At 60.7% G+C, this 16,532-nt stretch carries 15 protein-coding genes and 1 pseudogene; 5 read left to right on the top strand and 11 right to left on the bottom strand.

Annotation, left to right across the window (positions count from 1 at the left end):
* Positions 1-95: 95 nt before the first annotated feature.
* The 4 genes from ACSQ20_RS08805 (at position 96) to ACSQ20_RS08790 (ending at position 5,856) form a co-directional block, all read left to right on the top strand.
* Positions 96-2,423, top strand: a complete 2,328-nt coding sequence (locus ACSQ20_RS08805; protein WP_436019025.1) for a type VI secretion system Vgr family protein — start codon at positions 96-98, stop codon at positions 2,421-2,423.
* 25 nt (positions 2,424-2,448) lie between these two features.
* Positions 2,449-3,834 carry a DUF4123 domain-containing protein gene (locus ACSQ20_RS08800; RefSeq protein WP_436019023.1) on the top strand — a complete coding sequence of 462 codons (1,386 nt, stop codon included), beginning with the start codon at positions 2,449-2,451 and terminating at the stop codon, positions 3,832-3,834.
* 19 nt (positions 3,835-3,853) lie between these two features.
* Positions 3,854-4,336, top strand: a complete 483-nt coding sequence (locus ACSQ20_RS08795; RefSeq protein ID WP_436019021.1) for a DUF3304 domain-containing protein — start codon at positions 3,854-3,856, stop codon at positions 4,334-4,336.
* Between the two features lie 65 nt (positions 4,337-4,401).
* On the top strand, positions 4,402-5,856 hold the full coding sequence (locus ACSQ20_RS08790) for a T6SS phospholipase effector Tle1-like catalytic domain-containing protein (protein ID WP_436019019.1): 1,455 nt from the start codon (positions 4,402-4,404) through the stop codon (positions 5,854-5,856).
* Positions 5,857-5,936: 80 nt separating this feature from the next.
* On the opposite strand, the gene ACSQ20_RS08785 is transcribed toward ACSQ20_RS08790, so the two are convergent.
* Both ACSQ20_RS08785 and ACSQ20_RS08780 read right to left on the bottom strand, forming a co-directional pair.
* The gene (locus ACSQ20_RS08785) at positions 5,937-6,587 is read right to left on the bottom strand and encodes an RBBP9/YdeN family alpha/beta hydrolase (protein ID WP_436019017.1); all 651 of its coding nucleotides are present in this window, start codon (positions 6,585-6,587) and stop codon (positions 5,937-5,939) included.
* Positions 6,588-6,720: 133 nt separating this feature from the next.
* Positions 6,721-7,947: a pyridoxal phosphate-dependent aminotransferase gene (locus ACSQ20_RS08780; protein WP_436019015.1), complete on the bottom strand. Its 1,227-nt coding sequence runs from the start codon at positions 7,945-7,947 to the stop codon at positions 6,721-6,723.
* A gap of 269 nt (positions 7,948-8,216) precedes the next feature.
* Here ACSQ20_RS08780 and ACSQ20_RS08775 point away from each other — a divergent pair, with 269 nt between their 5' ends.
* Entirely contained in the window at positions 8,217-8,897 is a 681-nt protein-coding gene (locus ACSQ20_RS08775) for a hypothetical protein (RefSeq protein ID WP_436019013.1), read from the top strand.
* Here the strand turns inward: ACSQ20_RS08775 and ACSQ20_RS08770 are convergent.
* From ACSQ20_RS08770 to ACSQ20_RS08730, 9 genes and pseudogenes are all read right to left on the bottom strand, one after another.
* Entirely contained in the window at positions 8,890-9,309 is a 420-nt protein-coding gene (locus ACSQ20_RS08770) for a DUF3291 domain-containing protein (RefSeq protein ID WP_436019011.1), read from the bottom strand. The two genes, ACSQ20_RS08775 and ACSQ20_RS08770, sit on opposite strands and share 8 nt — an antisense overlap.
* Positions 9,300-10,712, bottom strand: coding sequence for a carotenoid oxygenase family protein (locus ACSQ20_RS08765; protein ID WP_436019009.1), 1,413 nt, complete (start codon positions 10,710-10,712; stop codon positions 9,300-9,302). The genes ACSQ20_RS08770 and ACSQ20_RS08765 overlap by 10 nt, the downstream gene beginning before the upstream one ends.
* Entirely contained in the window at positions 10,702-11,526 is an 825-nt protein-coding gene (locus ACSQ20_RS08760; RefSeq protein ID WP_436019007.1) for a ferritin-like domain-containing protein, read from the bottom strand. The genes ACSQ20_RS08765 and ACSQ20_RS08760 overlap by 11 nt, the downstream gene beginning before the upstream one ends.
* Before the next feature lie 56 nt (positions 11,527-11,582).
* Entirely contained in the window at positions 11,583-12,017 is a 435-nt protein-coding gene (locus tag ACSQ20_RS08755; RefSeq protein ID WP_436019005.1) for a hydroxymyristoyl-ACP dehydratase, read from the bottom strand.
* A gap of 142 nt (positions 12,018-12,159) precedes the next feature.
* Positions 12,160-12,678, bottom strand: a pseudogene (locus tag ACSQ20_RS08750) (beta-ketoacyl synthase chain length factor); the annotation flags it as partial.
* A 143-nt stretch (positions 12,679-12,821) separates the two neighbouring features.
* Positions 12,822-14,033: a beta-ketoacyl-ACP synthase gene (locus tag ACSQ20_RS08745; protein ID WP_436019003.1), complete on the bottom strand. Its 1,212-nt coding sequence runs from the start codon at positions 14,031-14,033 to the stop codon at positions 12,822-12,824.
* Positions 14,030-14,380, bottom strand: coding sequence for a 3-hydroxyacyl-ACP dehydratase FabZ family protein (locus tag ACSQ20_RS08740; protein ID WP_436019001.1), 351 nt, complete (start codon positions 14,378-14,380; stop codon positions 14,030-14,032). The genes ACSQ20_RS08745 and ACSQ20_RS08740 overlap by 4 nt, the downstream gene beginning before the upstream one ends.
* Complete coding sequence (locus tag ACSQ20_RS08735) at positions 14,346-14,612, bottom strand: phosphopantetheine-binding protein (protein WP_436018999.1); 267 nt, start codon at positions 14,610-14,612, stop codon at positions 14,346-14,348. Before ACSQ20_RS08735 ends, ACSQ20_RS08740 begins: the two co-directional genes overlap by 35 nt.
* Before the next feature lie 270 nt (positions 14,613-14,882).
* Positions 14,883-16,340, bottom strand: a complete 1,458-nt coding sequence (locus ACSQ20_RS08730; RefSeq protein WP_436018997.1) for a phenylacetate--CoA ligase family protein — start codon at positions 16,338-16,340, stop codon at positions 14,883-14,885.
* Positions 16,341-16,532: the final 192 nt, after the last annotated feature.

Genomic DNA, 16,532 nt, shown 5'->3' with positions numbered 1-16,532 from the left:
GAGACGCTGTTACGTTCGCGCGTTTCACTGACAAAACGCCTCTGATCTTCGGTTGCTGACCGATTAGGTCGTTCGGGGCGATGCCGACGACGACCATGCAAACCGTCCATCCCTTCTACGGCCTGCACGTACCCCAGGCACGCAGTTCGGCGCTCGCCGATATTTTCTCGTTCGAGGGCACACGCGCCATCGGCGAGCCCTCTCGGTACGTGATTCAGTTCACGCATCCGCAGCACGATCTGTCGCGTACCGAGTACCTGACCAAGCCCGCCACATTTCTGATACAGCCCCCAGCCCCTGACCGTTGGAGCGAGGCGGAAGCGGCGCGGCGCGTTCAAGGCGTCATCACTTGCTTCGCGCTCCTAAGCAGTAACCGAGATCAGTCCGTCTACGAAGTGGTGCTGGAGTCCAGGTTAGCACTGCTGCGGAACAATCCCAAATGCCGCTTCTTTCTCGAAAGCAGTATCCCGGACATCATCCGCAAAGTTCTGCGTGAAAACGGTTTCGATCAGTTGATGGCGGACTTCGAATTCACGCTATATCGCCAGTATCGCAAGCTCGCCTTCGTGATGCAGTGGGGCGAAGACGATCTCGCGTTCATTACGCGGCTGTGTCGCCGCAGCGGTATCTGGTTCGTCTGCGAGGCGGGCAAGCGTTGCGAGCAAGTGCATTTTTGTGACGACTTCACGCACTATCGGCGCGGCCCGAATCTGACGGTGGCTTATCGCGAGGCGAGCGGCTTGCACAGTAGCGGTGTCGAATCGGTCAGTTCACTGCAAATGCATGCAACGACGATTCCGAGATGCCATAGCGTGCGCACGTACAACATCGAGCGGCGTACGCACACCCCGATAAATGGCGTAAAAGAATTGCATAACGATACGACGACGTATGGCGAGGCCTACGTATGGGGCGGTCCTTACCTGAATGACGATGAGGCGAAAGAAGAAGCGCTGCTGCGTCACGAAGCGGCGCTTGCCACACAAATCGAGTATCGCGGCACCTGCGACATGCTGGATCTGGCGCCCGCGTCGGTGCTGAAATTTTCCAATCGCAAATTGCCCGATGCCAAGCATGGCTTGCTGGCGGTGCGGTTGACATGCCGCGCGTCGCGCCAGCAGTCTTATCGGGTGGAGTTCACGGCGATTCCCTCGCACCTTCTCTACCGGCTGCCGCTCAATGAAAACACGTGGCCGAGAATCGATGGCGTCATCACGGGCACCATTGCGTCGCCAAGCAACCACAAGAATCCGTACTTGGACGAGAAAGGCCGCTACATTGTCCACCTTCATGCTGACCGCGATGCCCGCGTGCCGGGACTGCAAAGCTGTCCGATGCGGCTGGCGAAACCATTCGCGGGCGCGGGACGCACAGGGTTTCACTTCGGGCTCGTCGAAGGGACGATGGTTACGGTGGGATTCCTGTGGGGCAATCCTGATTTGCCATATATCAGCCAGGTGCTGCATACGGCGGAAGATCCGGACCCGATCGTCGCCGGTGCGCCGTGGGGCACACGCAACACGATTCGCACGCGCACGAACAACACGCTGCAGATGGACGACCGCGCGGACAAGCAGCACATCAAGATCGCCACCGAGCACGGCAAGACGCAGCTCAACATGGGCTACGTGGTCGATCGGAACAACAAGGAGCGCGGCGCAGGTTTCGAGCTACGTACCGATATGCGGGGGCATCTGCGTGCAGGCGGCGGCATGCTCGTATCGGCCGATATACAGGCGAAGGCGCAGGGTCAACAGACGGATATGAGACCCGCGACTGATCAATTCCAGTTCACACAAGCCCAGGCACGCGAGCTGGCCGAGGTGGCACGAGCCGCGCACGCGGATATCGCCAATGTAAAGGCGGAAAACCAGTGGCTGAAGGAAGAATTAGCGGGCTTGAAAAAGTCGGTCATTGCATTGTCGGCGCCGAATGGCATCGGCATGGTGACGCCGGATCGAGTGATGGTTTCGGCCGGCAAAGATGTGAGCGTAACCACATCATCGCGATTCAACGTGAGCGCAATGAGGCATGTCGCCATTGCGGCCGGCGAAGTTCTTTCTCTGTTCGCCCATCGGCTCGGCATCAAGCTATTCGCAGCGCGCGGCAAAGTGCAGATTCAAGCCCAAAGCGACGAAGTCAGCATCGCCTCGGAGAAGGATACGACTATTAGCAGCACGGGGGGGCGAGTACTAATCGAAGCAAAAAAAGAGTTGCTATTCAAGTGCGGCGGCTCCTTCTTCCGCATAACCTCCACCGGCATCGAGGACGCGACGCAGGGGCAACGCATATGGCGTGCTGCCGCGTTCCATCGGGCTGGGCCTGCTTGCCTGCCCGCTGATCTGCCGGTGCTGCCGATTCCTGCCGAGACGGAATGCGCGTTGCGCGCGAACCGTTCAGGCGTGCCGTTCGTGCGCATGTAATCACGCAATCATCGGCCGAACTCACATGTCACTCCGACAAAACGAACCCTTGCTGGAGCGCTTTCGCGACCAGTACGCTGCATATAAAGCGGCACATCCACAATTCTGGCTTTACGCAGTGGTCGATTTCGCGGCGATGTCGCGCCGCTGGCAGTCGACCTTGTCCGACATCGTCAAGGCGATGCCCCGCTTCCCGCTTTACGCCAACACTGGGTTGGATGATTTGGCGGACATTGGACCGTTCTTGATTGCGTGTCCCGAACCTGAGGGCGACGAACCGCTGGGCATATACCGGAGCCTCTTGCACCTGACCACGCACGACAGGCGGTTCGTGTCATGGCTATGGAGCGTGCACGAAGTCGAACCACTCGTCGACCATTTGCAGACGCTGCTGCACGCGAGACTCGGTCCGGATAGCGAAGACGCGTGGTTCTTCTTCCACCAGCCGGCCTATCTGCCGGTGCTGCATCGTTTGTTTCCCGAGGACACCCGGCGTTATATGTTCGGGCCGTGCCTCGCTTGGTGGTGCCGCGACGTTCACGGCGAACTCATCGAACTTGCATGCGAGAACCTTCCGTTACCCGCAGCGAGGGAGGCATTGCCGGTGTCCGGCGAGGTGGTGGGAGCCCTTCATCGCGAGAGCGCCCCCGCGCAAGTGTATGCGTGGCTGCACAAAGCCATGCCGGATGTGCTCGACGCTAGTAGCTGTATGAACGAACAGTTTAAGCAACTGGAGCCGCTCGTTCAGCGGGCATTCGCATACGGCATCTCGAACAAGATAGATCTCGGCATCTATACCATGTTCGGCCTCGAATACGGTGCGCAGTATGACGATCACCCCGCACTGCAGGCAGCGCTTGCGCAATTTCGTAGTGGGAGCACGGCGTTGATCGACTCCTATACCGCATTGGGCGGCGACGTATGGAACGAGATCGAGATCACCGCACGGCAACGCGCAGCAGACGCTGCAACCGAGGCGTATCAGGCGACGCTGACGAAACGCGGGTATGCGTTGATAGCAGTAAGGCTCGTCAACGACAACCGCCATAGAAAAACGATCGTGAAATTTGGTCCGAGCGACGAGCGTGGTCTGAGCGAGGTGAAGCTCGGAGGTATCGACGCGGCTGGATTCCGGGCAGTACACATCGATATTGCCAGCGCCCCGGTGCCCATTCCGGGCAAATCGGTGAATGTGAAATGGGTTGGCCCGTCCGGATGCGAGGTTTCAAGCGAGGTGGAGGTATCGGGAGAACTGCCGCGTGCCGAAGGTGAAGGGCTCGCGATCGTGAAGTTCGCGGATGACTTTCGAGTCTACGTCAGCATGCACGCGCGCGATCCCGCAATACGAACGCAGAGGGAAAAAGAGTATGCGTACTTGGGTCTCGAGTTGCCGAGGGAAACGACGCGTTAGCCAAGCGCTCGCCACCGCGTTGCTGTGCGCGACGCTTTTGGGTGGATGCGCGTCGAACGTGCCGCGCGGGTATGTCGATGCTTCCGCGTGGAGTACGAACTATACCGAGGACTACATCTATGACTTTTCGATCCAAACGGTCTCTGGGAAAAGGCTGTTGCTCGGGGGAATTCAGGTGAAGGAGTTTTCGAGGGGCGGCACGGGAAAACGCGAATGTTGTTCGCTAATACCGGGGGTCGGTCAGACGATCAAAGTGGTTTGGCGCATCGGGGGGCGCAACGACGACGAAGCACAGTGGAAAACATACAGCCGGGATGTCGTGGTGACCGGGGAAACGTCAAACGGTCCGGACGCTATGAATTTCCTGATCGTCCGATTCTTTCCCAATCATGAGGTTGGGGCCGAGCTCGTATGGGAGTCTGCCAAACCCGATGACAAGCCAAGTCCGCGGGTCGATCAGCTGTTTTACGGACGGCGCGTGATGCGCCACGTTGGAGAATAACAATGCAGGATTGGATACGCGACAATCCTTCGCCGCTACTCAAAGCGGCAAAAACCTCCACGCTGTTGCACGCCGAAGAGTTCATAACTTGCACGACCTGCGAACAGCGGCCGTGGTTCAGCTTCTTCTTCGACGGAACCGGATGCAATCGCGGCATTGATGGATCGAAACAGAAGTTATCGAATATTGGCCGTCTATATGAAGGGCACGTCGAAGACGGACAATTGATTGTTCCACTTTATTACGCCGGCGTCGGCACAAAGCTTAATGCGAGCGATCCGAGTTGGTGGGCGAAGATCCGTGACAGTGAGGCACTCGGTGGCGGCGCCGGGCTGGGTAGCGACGCGCGATTAGTGAAAGCTGAGGGCGAATTCAACGTTGCATTGCGGCGAAATCACAAAATCAATCGAATCGATATCGCCGTATTCGGTTTCTCGCGCGGCGCAACTTTAGCCCGCGCCTTCGTCAACCGCTTGCTCGCCAAGTGCGAGATGAGAGACGGCGCGCCATACTGGCCCTGCCCGAGCGCAGTCGACGGGGAATCGGCGCGGCTGCACATCCGCTTCCTCGGCGTGTTCGACACCGTGGAGTCAGTCGGCCTGCCGGCCCGCAACCTCTCCGACATGCGTATGCATGTGTCTGAACATGTCGAGCGGTGCGTCCATATCGTCGCTGGCCATGAACTGCGCGCCTGTTTCCCGTTGACACCCGTGCGTGGCAGTACCGGCTTCTATGAGGAAATCGTGCTGCCGGGCGTGCACGCCGACATCGGGGGCGGCTATCGGCCCGATGAACAGGCGCGTTCCGACCTGCTCGCTCGCATCGCATTAAACCGCATGCGCCTCGAGGCTGCGATCAGCGGCGTGCCGTTCACCGCGCCGAAACTGGCCACCAAAGACGTGTTCCAACTCTTCGAGTACGACGACGACATAAAGACGCTATTCGACGAATACGTGAGCGCGGTCGGCACCGGCGGTACGCTGGAACAGCAGTTATTCGAACATATGCGCCTCTATTACGGCTGGCTGAAGACACGCTTTGGCAAGAACCCACGCGACATCTACAAAGGTGTGAGTTCGGCCGACCCCGTCGTCAATGCCGAGCTCGATCGCATCCAGCACATGCACGGTCGCCTGAACGTCGATGCCGACACGATGAACTGGCGCAGCTATCTGACTGAGCTGTGGGAAAACAACCGAAGTGAATACGAGCGCACGATAGAAACAGCCGGTAGCCGGCAGGAAACGAATAAGCCCCTCTCCGAAGAGCAACTGGCTTACTGGGAGGCATGGCTAAATCCTCCGACGCTTTCGCCAAACCTCATCCGCTTTTTCGATCAGTACGTGCATGACTCACGCGCCGGTTTTCTTCGAATCGACAGCAGCGGGTATCTCCGGCCGCGCCTGGTCGTCGACGTGCAGATCTCCTTGGCCCGTGCTGCCCGCCCCGACGCCCTGCCGCTACCCTTACCAGCGGCACGGTCGTCGGCTGCACCGCCGCTTGCATTTTCCGGATCGTGATGGCCGCAGAAAACCAGCGCTACGAAGGACGTTGGCCATTTTTTTCTCGGCCACAGCCGCCTCGAGACCGCAACAACACATCACCCATGTTCCACCAACGCCGCAACGCCCGCCTTAGCGCCGGCAAATTCGCCGCTTTGCACGTGCGGCGCAGCGAACGTTTCATCACGCACCAGATACCGGGGCGCCGCCCAATGCGTGAGCGTATCGACGAGATACTTGGCGCGCGGCCATGGGCCAAAACCCGAGGCCGTATTGATATGGCCAACCGGGCCGAGGTTCATAAATGAGGCGCGCCATTCCTGCGCGAGCGCTTGCGCATCGCGGGCAGCCAGCCAAGGATCGTTTTCGCTGCCGATTACAACCGATGCGACACCGAGCGGACGGCGGTAAAGCACCTGCTCGATTCCGAAGCGCACCGGCGAAGCGGGCGCAACCAACAGCGCGCCGACCACTCCGCGCAGGCCCCGCCCAAGCGCATGCGCCGCAACCAAGCTCCCGAAGCTGTGCGCGGCGAGCACGAACGGGCCGCGCTCATGCGCGAGCTGCCGCTCGAGCGCAGCGCACCACTTCGATAAATCAGCATGCTCCCAATCGGCCTGCTCGATACGTATCGGGCGGACGAACTGCCGTTCGAGCCAGGTTTGCCAATGCGCGGCCCCGCTCCCGTGTAGACCAGGGACCACGACGAGCCGCGGAGGCCAATTGCAGTGATTGATGCGCGACGACATTGCGTTCTCCTCGTCGGGACATCGACAATGGCCCCGGCGAGTTCATTCTGAATCTCGCGCACGATCACGCAAACGAATAAATCGCGCTATCGATCTCAGTAAATCAGCTTTGGAACGCGGCCGGTGCGCAGCGTCATGCAATGCCCTCTTTCCGCCTGTGCCCGTCGAGAAAGCCTCGCAAACGTGCTACGCCCTTATCGATGCGTTCGATATCGCAGGCATAGCACCAGCGGATGAATCCTTCTCCTTCGGGTCCGAACGCACTGCCGGGCGCAAGCCCAAGCCCCGCCTCCCGCACGAGCGTTTTACAAAGCGCAAGGCTCGTTGTCGCCCCCGGCATCGAGAAAAACAGGTACATCGCACCCGGCGGCGCCATCACGTCCACACCGGGCAGTTGTTGAAGCGCTTGAACAAGGTGATCGCGCGACACCCGCAAGTCTTGCACGAGGGCCTGCGTCATACTTTCGCCGCTGTTCAGCGCTACGATGCCGGCATGCTGAACGAACGCGGGTGCGCATGAGGTGTTGTATTCGACGAGCTTGGCCAAATCGTCCATCAGCGCGCGCGGTGCGACGATCCATCCGAGCCGCCATCCGGTCATCAAATACGCCTTCGAAAAGGAATTCACGCAGATGACGCGCTCGTCTCGCGACGCTATATCGAGAAACGAAGGCGCACATCCGTTAGTGCCCTCGTCACCGTAGTAAAGGCGTTCGTATACTTCGTCCGCGATCACCCAAATGCCGTGGCGCCGGCAGTGCTGCAATACCGCTTCCTGCTCGTCGCGCCGCATCACCCAGCCCGTCGGGTTGTTCGGTGAGTTGACGATCAACAGACGTGTATCCGGTGTCAACGCATCTAGCAGGCGGTCAAGGTCGAGCTGCCAACCAGCCGGGCCGTATTCGAGCGATACGGTGTCGACCTGCGCGCCCAGTATTTTCGGTATTTCGACGATGTTCGGCCACAGCGGCGTGAGCGCCACGACCCGGTCTCCCGCGCCGACGACAAGTTGCGAAGCAAGCATCAGCGCATTGACGCCAGCGCTGGTGACAGCAATCTCATTCGCATCGGTGCTGCCGTGCAATGCCGAAACGTGGCACGCGATCGCGGTGCGCAACGGCGCAATACCCAGGTTGTGCGTATAAAACGTGTCGCCCGCGGACAGCGCTTCGCGCGCGGCATCGCGAATAAATTGGAGCGTTGGCCTATCCGATTCGCCAAACCAGAACGGCAATACGTCGGGGTTGCCGAAGCCCGCGTTCGCCACTTCGCGAATCTGCGAAGGACGCAAAGCACGCACGGCGTCGCGTGCATTCGGAACGTGTGCGGCATCGGTGGCGGTACTGGCGAGTGTATTCATCAGCAATAACGAATCAGTTGGTGCGGTTTGGTCGGATATTTAGCACTGCTAAACAACGTCGAGCGGTTGCCTGTGTTGTTCATAAAATGTAGGTTCGCTGGCATACGGTGCATTTCGCTTTCATGATCGTCCGGCGATCTTCCTGTAATACGATTTCCCCTGCGCCCGCTCACGGTAAGTTCGATGAACACTGGGCTCGCCCGGTTCCACGAACTTTCAACCTCGGCGGCGAACATCGAATTATCACGCTAAACAAGAGAGTCATACCGATGGCCATCCTCTTCGATCCTGCACCCGACGCCGCGGGCGAACGCGTTTTGCTCGTCATGCTGCCCGGTGTCAACGACCATGCCGCATCGTTTTTTTCTCATGGCTTGGTGCAAGCGTTGCGTAAGCGGCAACTGCCGATCGACGCGCTCGGTTTCGACGCGGATTTTCCTGTTTATGCGGACGGCAGCCTCTTCGTTGCTCTGCATGCCGAAATCACAAGAGTCACACGCGAGCGCGGCACCACCCGCATCTGGTTCCTCGGCACGTCGCTCGGCGCAATGGGATCGCTGATGTATTGCCGCACCTATCCGGGCAGCGTGGAGGGCGTCGTTTTGCTCGCTCCGTATCTCGGCAGCCGGCGTGTTCTCACTCAAGTCGAACGGGCCGGCGGGCTCGAACGCTGGCAACCCGATACGAGCGCCCCAGGCGACATGGAGTGGCGCGTGCTCGATTGGCTGCGGTGTCATCTGCGCGCCGTGCGTCCGGCACCGCATATTTATCTCGGTTATGGGCGCGGCGACCCATTTGTACTCGGCAGCACCTTACTGGAACCGCTATTGCCGCAAGCCCAGACCGTGGCAATCGACGGCGCTCATGACTGGGCCACCTGGTCCGCGCTATGGGAACGCATCGTCGGGCACGCGCCGTTTTGCATCGATGCAAACAGCGCCGCTATTTGATCTGCAACTCGCGCCACCATCGGCCGTGCGGCATAGTCAACCACGGCACGGCGCCCTGCGCGCAAGGTGGAAAGTGGCGCCCGTCTTCGCTCAAGCGCCGATGGGCCTGCGGCCAAGGCGGCAGCACCGCAACCGGTGCCTGCCAATGCACGACCGAGCTCTGATCGCACCACGCCGTCAAACGACTCATGATTCTTCGATGCAAGCCCGTCTGCACGTACGCCATCATGCTGGCCTCGTCGCGCCAAACCGTACGCGTCCAATAACAATCGTACGTTTCGCTGAACACCGATACGGCCAGATTGCCATGCGAGCCGCGCGCCTGCCATGCCGCACCTAACGTCGCAAGCAATACACGCGGCACTTGCCGCCACGAGCGTACGTGCAAGCGCGTGACTGAAATCACCGGCATGCCCCCTCCTTTCGGTCGAGCGCGTCGCGCGCAACCCATGTGCCGTGAGCTCCATAGGGCACGCGTTGCGGTAGTGCAATCGATGCCACGGGCTCGCCGGCGAACCGCTGCGCATCAATGATGATCAGGCTGCTGCGGTCGGTGCGCGCGTCGTATACGTAACAAAGGACCCAGCCTTCATCCTCGCCTGCCCCTGGCCGCGCGGGCACGAACACAGCCTCGGAGGCGGCAGCATCAGCACCGACGTCGTATCGCATCACCGATCCGCGTTCGAAGTCGTATTTGAAAAGCCCACCGCATGCGCGCCAATCGCAGTCCATCAGGATTTCCGTCGCGTAACCGTATCGATGCGTACGGCCCACGCGCCGCTCGTCGATTCGCGGAAACTCGCCTGGCACGTCAGCAATGCATGTATCACTCACGCGCCCAGTCAAGAGGTCCACGCGCCACTCGTGCAGCGACAGCGATACTTCCTCCGGTGCCGGGCTGTCCGTCATGTAATAAGGACTACTAACGGCCGCGCGAAGCACAACTTCGTTACCGTCATCGAATGCGTTCATCACATGAGGAATAAAGCACGTGTCGATTTCGAACCATCGCACCGGCGCGCCGGTGCGATGCAAATCGAGCACGCCGAGACGCGACCCATACTCCGGTGCCCACCGAAACGGCAGCCCGCCGCCTGGCCGCGGCGGCCGCTCGAACAGCAATGGTTGATCGATGAACACGGCAAAGCGCTGCGTAATGGCGAAATCGTGCATGATGGTCGCGCCTGCGACATCGATCGCCTCGCTGCGTATGATTCGGCCGAACCGGTCGGCACAAAAATAGGTGACATAGGGCCGTCGCGGCCAATAGCCGAAGAAATGAAGGTCGCCGGTGTCGGGGTCGCGTTTGGGATGGGCCGTCATGCTTCTCGCGAGCCCGCCGTCGAAGTCATAGCGCCCGATCGTTTCGAGCTCGGCGCTCAGTTCGTATGGCAGGCCCGTCTCGCCTAATGCCAGCACTCGCCCCGCGTGAGCGATCACGCTGATATTCGCGAGATTGACGGCCGTCCAGCGGCGATCGACCGGTCCGCCCGGCGGCGGCCGTCCGGTGGCACTCGCGAGCGCATCGGTGACGACCCAGCGGTTTCGATACCAGCGCGCGCGGCCGTTCTCGAGCCGCACACCGTGGATCATGCCGCCTTCAAGGAACAGATGACCACTGGGGCCGCTGTGAGCCGGGTGAGCGTTGAAACTATTGCGCAGATAGAGGCCGTCGAGTTCAGGCGGAAGCGCACCGGTGACCGGCAGATCGGTCGCGCTTATTTCCTGGTCGACGGGCGCGAGCACACCGCGCGCAGCATAGCCGCCAATGCCGCTACCTGACACCAAGGCCGGTTCCGCGCGTTCAAACTGCATGAGCCACGCGGCGTGCGGCGCGGTAGCGCTTTTTCATACCGGCATAGACGTCGTAAAACGCGTCGACACCATGAATCTCGAGGTCAAGCATCTTCGAAATACGGCTGACGATGTGTTCGCGATACCGCCGCTCGACCTCATTCATATCCAGACATTTCATCTTGAGCAGCGTGAGAAACACCGGGTGTTGCGTGACGCCGTCGCTGGCCTGCTGCAACAGAAACCACGCGGTGCGCATCGCGATCAGACGATCGCGCTCCGGGTCGTCGGAGCGATCGATCGCCTGCTTGCAGTAAAACTCGAATCCCACCGAATGACGCATCTCGTCGCGCGCGAGGTTCTTGACGATTTCAACAAGAACAGGCTCTTCGACGGTCTTTGCAAACTGGTTATAGGCCGTATTCGCCGCGATTTCAGAGCAGATGTTGGACGTCAGCATTTCGACCCGCGACTCCGTCATCGGCTCGATTTTTCTGCCGCGATGGATGAAATCCTGGTTCATCGGCACGCCGAGCTTTCCAAGCCAGCGGATCAGCGCAAGCGGATGTTTCGTCTCCTCGTAAAACCATACGGACAGCCATTGCGTGAAGTCGACATCGTCGCCAAGCAGTTTCATGAACGACTCGGTCGCCGAAAACGTCGTCAATTCCGCATAAGCAGCGATCTTTACGTCCTCGATCAAATCGGGCGTCACTTTGCTTTCGTCGATTTCGTCCCAAGGTTGATCGCGAAAAATCCAGCGCGCCTTTTCGGACGTTTCGAGTAGCCGGTAGTAGCCTAATTGGTTGCTCAAGTCGTCGAAATGAAAAGCCATCGTTGCTCTCCGTCGTAAAGGGGGGTGAGCCCGGTTGCTTGCCGATTCGTCGTGGATCAGTTTCCAATCGCCAACGTCATCGCACCGCGTGCGACGAGTTCATCGCCGGCGGTGACGACGAACGAGTAGCGCGCAGCCGATGCGTTGCTCACCTCGAGCGCCGCTCGAATTTCCAGAGGACTCCTAACGATTCGATCAAGCGGATGCGGGCTCAATACAATTTTCATGAATGACGCCACATAAACATGGCCCAATGGCATGCCGCCGCGCACCAGGCTCGCATGAACGGCCATGGCCTGTGCAGCGTATTCGAGTGCATGCACGCTCGACACCTCGCCGTTCTGCCGCAATGGGTGCTGAGGCTCGGCGTGCGAGTGCGCCGTACAGGCAATGCTGCGTTCGTCCCATCGTTGCACAGCGTCGAGCAGCCGCATCGCACCCGCGTGCGGAATGCGTCGATAAATTTCGGACGCCTCAAGCTGCGTCGACATGGATCGCCACACTCGATCGATCGCCGCCAACGGCCGCGCCGAGATAAACAGGTTCGGCGCTGCCGAGCGCGATTCGCTGCAATACCGGCAATGCGCGCGCCGCGGCGTTGCCCGTGCGCAGGCGCTCGAGCGCCTCGTTGGCCATGCGCGTGTCGTCGCGCTTGGGCACCCGTTCGAGATGCATGGCAACGCTCCGTTGGCCTACGCGCTCGGGGCTGACCACCATCGCCACCGCAAACGGCGCATAGATCGGCAAGTGGCGGTCGATCAGGGCAGGTGCCGGCTGCTCGTAGCACACGAACAGCACTGGAATACGGTCGGCTTCAGCCGTAGCGATAGCTTCGTGCAAACCGGCGACGAAGGTCGCGTCGCCTGCGCTCAAGCTCGTCGATGCCGCGCGCGCATGCGTGCCGATCGACCAATATCCGGCCGTCGCGTTGTGCACGATGTTGTGAAAGTGCGTCGGCGAAACGGGAATGCCCGCGCGGCCCAGTGCCGTGCACACGCGGTCGGTGATATGGAGGTCGCCCGCGGACGACGCGAACACGGAAGGTAATTCCGACAAGTCGATCGAAGAGCGCTGCGCCAACCGCTCCGTCACGCCAAGCGCGAGACGCGTCGCGGCGGTGGTTCGGCGCCGCTCGTTCGGCGCAAGCGACATCGGCTCGGCCTGCGGCGGGCTGCCCTCTGCTGGCACGGCGCCCGAATAAATCGTACCGTCACGCAGGCTCGGCGCGCCCTCGTCCCAACTCGGCAAGCCGGGGCCCAGCATCTCGAGCGTCTCGACAAAGATCGTCTTGATTGTCATGAGAGAGCCTCGAATACGAGCGCGCAATTATTGCCGCCGAAGCCGAACGAGTTACTGAGCACCCGCCGCACGCGCTGCTCGATGTTCTCGAGTGTGATCGGCGAGCGCAGCTCGGGGTCGGGCTGCGTCGTGTTCAGCGTGCCCGGAATCAAGCTTGCACGCATGGAGAGGAACGACAACACGGCCTCGGTGATACCCGCCGCGCCTTGCGTATGTCCAGTCCAACCTTTCGTTGAGCTGCACGCGCAGGCATCCCCGAATACCGCCGCGATTGCCGCATCTTCCGAGCGATCGTTCGACGGCGTGCCGCTGCCGTGCAAATTGACGTAGTCGATTTCATTCGCCCGAACGCCCGCGCGACGTAACGCCAATTCGATCGCCGCGCGCGCGCCGGTGCCGTCCGGATGCGGGGCCGTCATGTGGTAGGCATCGCTGCTCTCGCCGAAGCCCGTTAGCGCGATGCCGCCACCGCCGCGCCCGGTGCGTTCGAGCAACGCAAAGCCCGCTGCTTCACCGATGCTGATGCCGTCGCGCTCGCTGTCCCACGGCCTGCAAGGCGCGCCGGACAGCAAACCCAGCGAGCGAAAGCCGTAGATAAAACCCTCGTTCGCGCAATCGATGCCGGCGACGACAGCCGCATCACAGAGCCCCGCTGCAATATGGCGGTACGCTGTGGCGAAGACTTTCGCGCTCGACGAGCAAGCCGTCGAAATCGTCGCAGCGGGCCCTTCGATGTCGAGCATGCGGCAGACATACTCCGTTGCCGAATAGAGGTGTGCGGTGTGCGGCACGCGGACGTCGGGCCCGAGATCGCCGGCGAGCGGGTCGTAACGCAGGTAGCACGACTCCAGATGCGCGAGCCCCGATGCAATGGTGCCGACGAAGCACCCCACCCGCTCGGGGCCGTACTGCGCGCGTGCCTCGCTGACTGCTTGTGCGAAGCCATCGCGCGCAAGCGCTCGGCCCAACATGCGATGCGCGCGACAATCGTAAGGGGCGAATTCGTCTGCAAGCGGGGCACCCACCGCATCATCGTCGACGAGCCCGAGCCACGTCGAGCGTGCGCCGGCGCGCAGCGCGATCTCGCGCAAGCCGCCGCGACGTGCGCGCAATGCGGTCAACGTGGCATCGTTGCCGGCGCCGAGCGCGCTCGTCAACGTATAGGCGGTGACATGAAGCGGCACCTGCGGGTTAGAAGCAAGGTTCATGGGGCCGTCACCTCCGCGCGAAACTTACCGGTTGCAACCGATGAGCCGATACTGTTCGCGCACTCGAAAGAAAACCAGCCGTCGCCGTTGCTCGTTATCGCGATATCGAACGTGTCACCGGGATGCAACTCTGCGATGAACTTCACGTGCGCGATATCGGTGATCGAGGCGACGGGCACGTATTGTCCTAATGCGGCACGCACGCGATCGAGCAAAACGACGGCCGGTACGACCGGATGGCCGGGGAAATGCCCGGGCATCGCCGCATGCGCGAGCGGGACTGAATCGCGGCTCACGCATGTCAGCGCGGCGTCAATGCGCTTGGGTAACGCGATGCTGTTCGACATAGTGGCCGAGTGCTCTTAGTGAACCGAAAATCTCGTGATTCTTCTGGTCACCCGGCGTGAGCGTGATCTGGTAGGTGGACGACAACAGCAGGCCCAACTCCAATGCGTCGATGGAGTCCAGGCCGAGTCCGTCGCCGAAGATTGGCGCGTCGGGATCGATGCTGCCCGGATCGATGTCGAGATCAAGCCCTTCCGTAATGAGCTTGGCCAGCTCGCTTTCGATTTCGCCCATAGCACTTTCCCCTCCCTCAATGGTTACTGAAACGCAGCTTCGTTGACTGAAGGGTAGTGCGGCTCACGCGCTATCGCGTCGCATAGATTCGTAAAGACGCTTCTTTCGGTGAACCGTTCTGAAATGGCCGCAACGCCTTATGCAGTGGGGAGTCGAGCGCCATCGAGATGCGGCTGAATCGTAAGATACGACTACGGAATCGAACAGTTCTGTCTGATGGGATGAGAGCGAGTCGCCGTGCTGCGGGCATTGCGCTGCACCCGCTAAGCATCAATTTGGATTTGCCGATAAGCGCACATGCCTGACCAGCTTGCCACCAGGCGTACGTTGCAAGGCAGCACACGCGCTCAAGACGACCTTCGGCTGCGCCACGCCGAGCGACGCCAAGCGAAGTGAAATGGCGTCCGCCACCGCTTCGCAATCGACCGGCGCGCCTTGAAGGAACGAAATGTTCGCCCCCCGCTCTGTCTGCACGGCCTGGTAATCGAGCACGCCGGGTTCGCTGAACAAGACCGATGTGAAAACTTTTGGGTGCACCACAATCGACCGCCCCGCCGCCCCCGAATAGACGAAGAGCTCATCGTGCCTGCCTGCCAAGTCCGCCACTCGGCGATGCGCCGAGCCGCAAGGGCATGGTCCCGCGAGCAGCGTCGGCTGATCGGAAAGCTCGTAGCGAATCAGCGGCATTGCCTTGTTGAACAAGTTCGTCACGTAGATTTTCGCGGCCGTCTGCCCAGGGGCGATGGGCTCGCCAGCCTGATCGACGAGCTCGACGATCAAGGTGTCGTCGCTCAGATGCAGCCACGGACCGGCCCCGCACGACATCGCCAGCCCGCTCGTTTCGCTGGTCGCCCACCAGTTCTGTACCGAAATACCGGCAAATGCCCGTTGCAGTGCGGCGCGCGTTGGCGCGAGCAGGGGCTCGCCGATCCCGATCGCAAGGCGGGGTGCGATCGCCAGGCGGCCCGCTTCGGCTTCGCACGCAAGCAGTCGCAGCATCGACGGGTAGCCTTGCAACACAATCGGCTGCACCTCGTTGAGCCCCGTCACGATGGCGTCGATCGGCATCGTGACCGGAAACTGATGGAACCGAAATTTCGGTGTTCTGAATGTTTCGGTCATCGCAAATGTCATATGGGTGACATGCGACGCAGCGACATGAGCAATAACGAAGCCTGCCGTTGCCGCTGCGGGCGAAAGCCCACCTGCGGCCGCATAGGCAAGCGCATAGCGGTGCACTGTGGCATAGCACTCGAGCCAGCCCTGCCAATCGTAGACGAATACACCCCGCTGTCCGGAGGTGCCGCTCGTCGCTACGACGTGAAACTCGTCGAGCAGATAGCTGCTGCCTTGACCCAACGCACGCAGATGATCGTTTGCGAGGGCAAGCGTGATGCGCGGCTCGGTCACGATGCTATCGAAGTTCGACATCACATCGTTCTTGCACATCGTCGGCAGCGAACGCAGTGTGTCTTCGGTCACCTGCGAGGGATCGATGCCCGCGAGGCGGCTGGCGTGCCATGGAGACCGGGATAGCGCGTGCGCAATGAGCAATTGCAAGCGAGCCTCGCGCTCCCGCTTCAACGCGTCGGCAGACCACCGCAAACGTTCGAACGCCGTGCCGATCGCTGAGCTCGCCTGTGCAGCATGACGTGTTCGCAGTACTTCGTCACGTTCGCTTGCCGAACCGCGCTGCCCGCCTTCGATATTCGCCTCGTTGCCGGTCATCCCGCCCCCCTGTCTTTCACGCCGCAAATGCGCTTGCTTTATCGCATACCAATATTTGATGCAAGCGCATGCACGCGAAATCGTCGCTCACGAAGCGAATGTTTTCGCGTCAGGGATAATTCGGACAACTAACTAAATTCGACGAAAAAACGAAAAGGCTGTTCACGCATCGGCAGCAACTGCCGAGTCTCG

The sequence above is a fragment of the Trinickia sp. LjRoot230 genome (assembly GCF_964253315.1).
In the GTDB taxonomy this organism is placed as follows: Bacteria; Pseudomonadota; Gammaproteobacteria; order Burkholderiales; family Burkholderiaceae; genus Trinickia.
The sequence above is the reverse complement of the archived record's forward strand: the minus strand, read 5'-3'. Positions and strand labels throughout refer to the sequence as shown.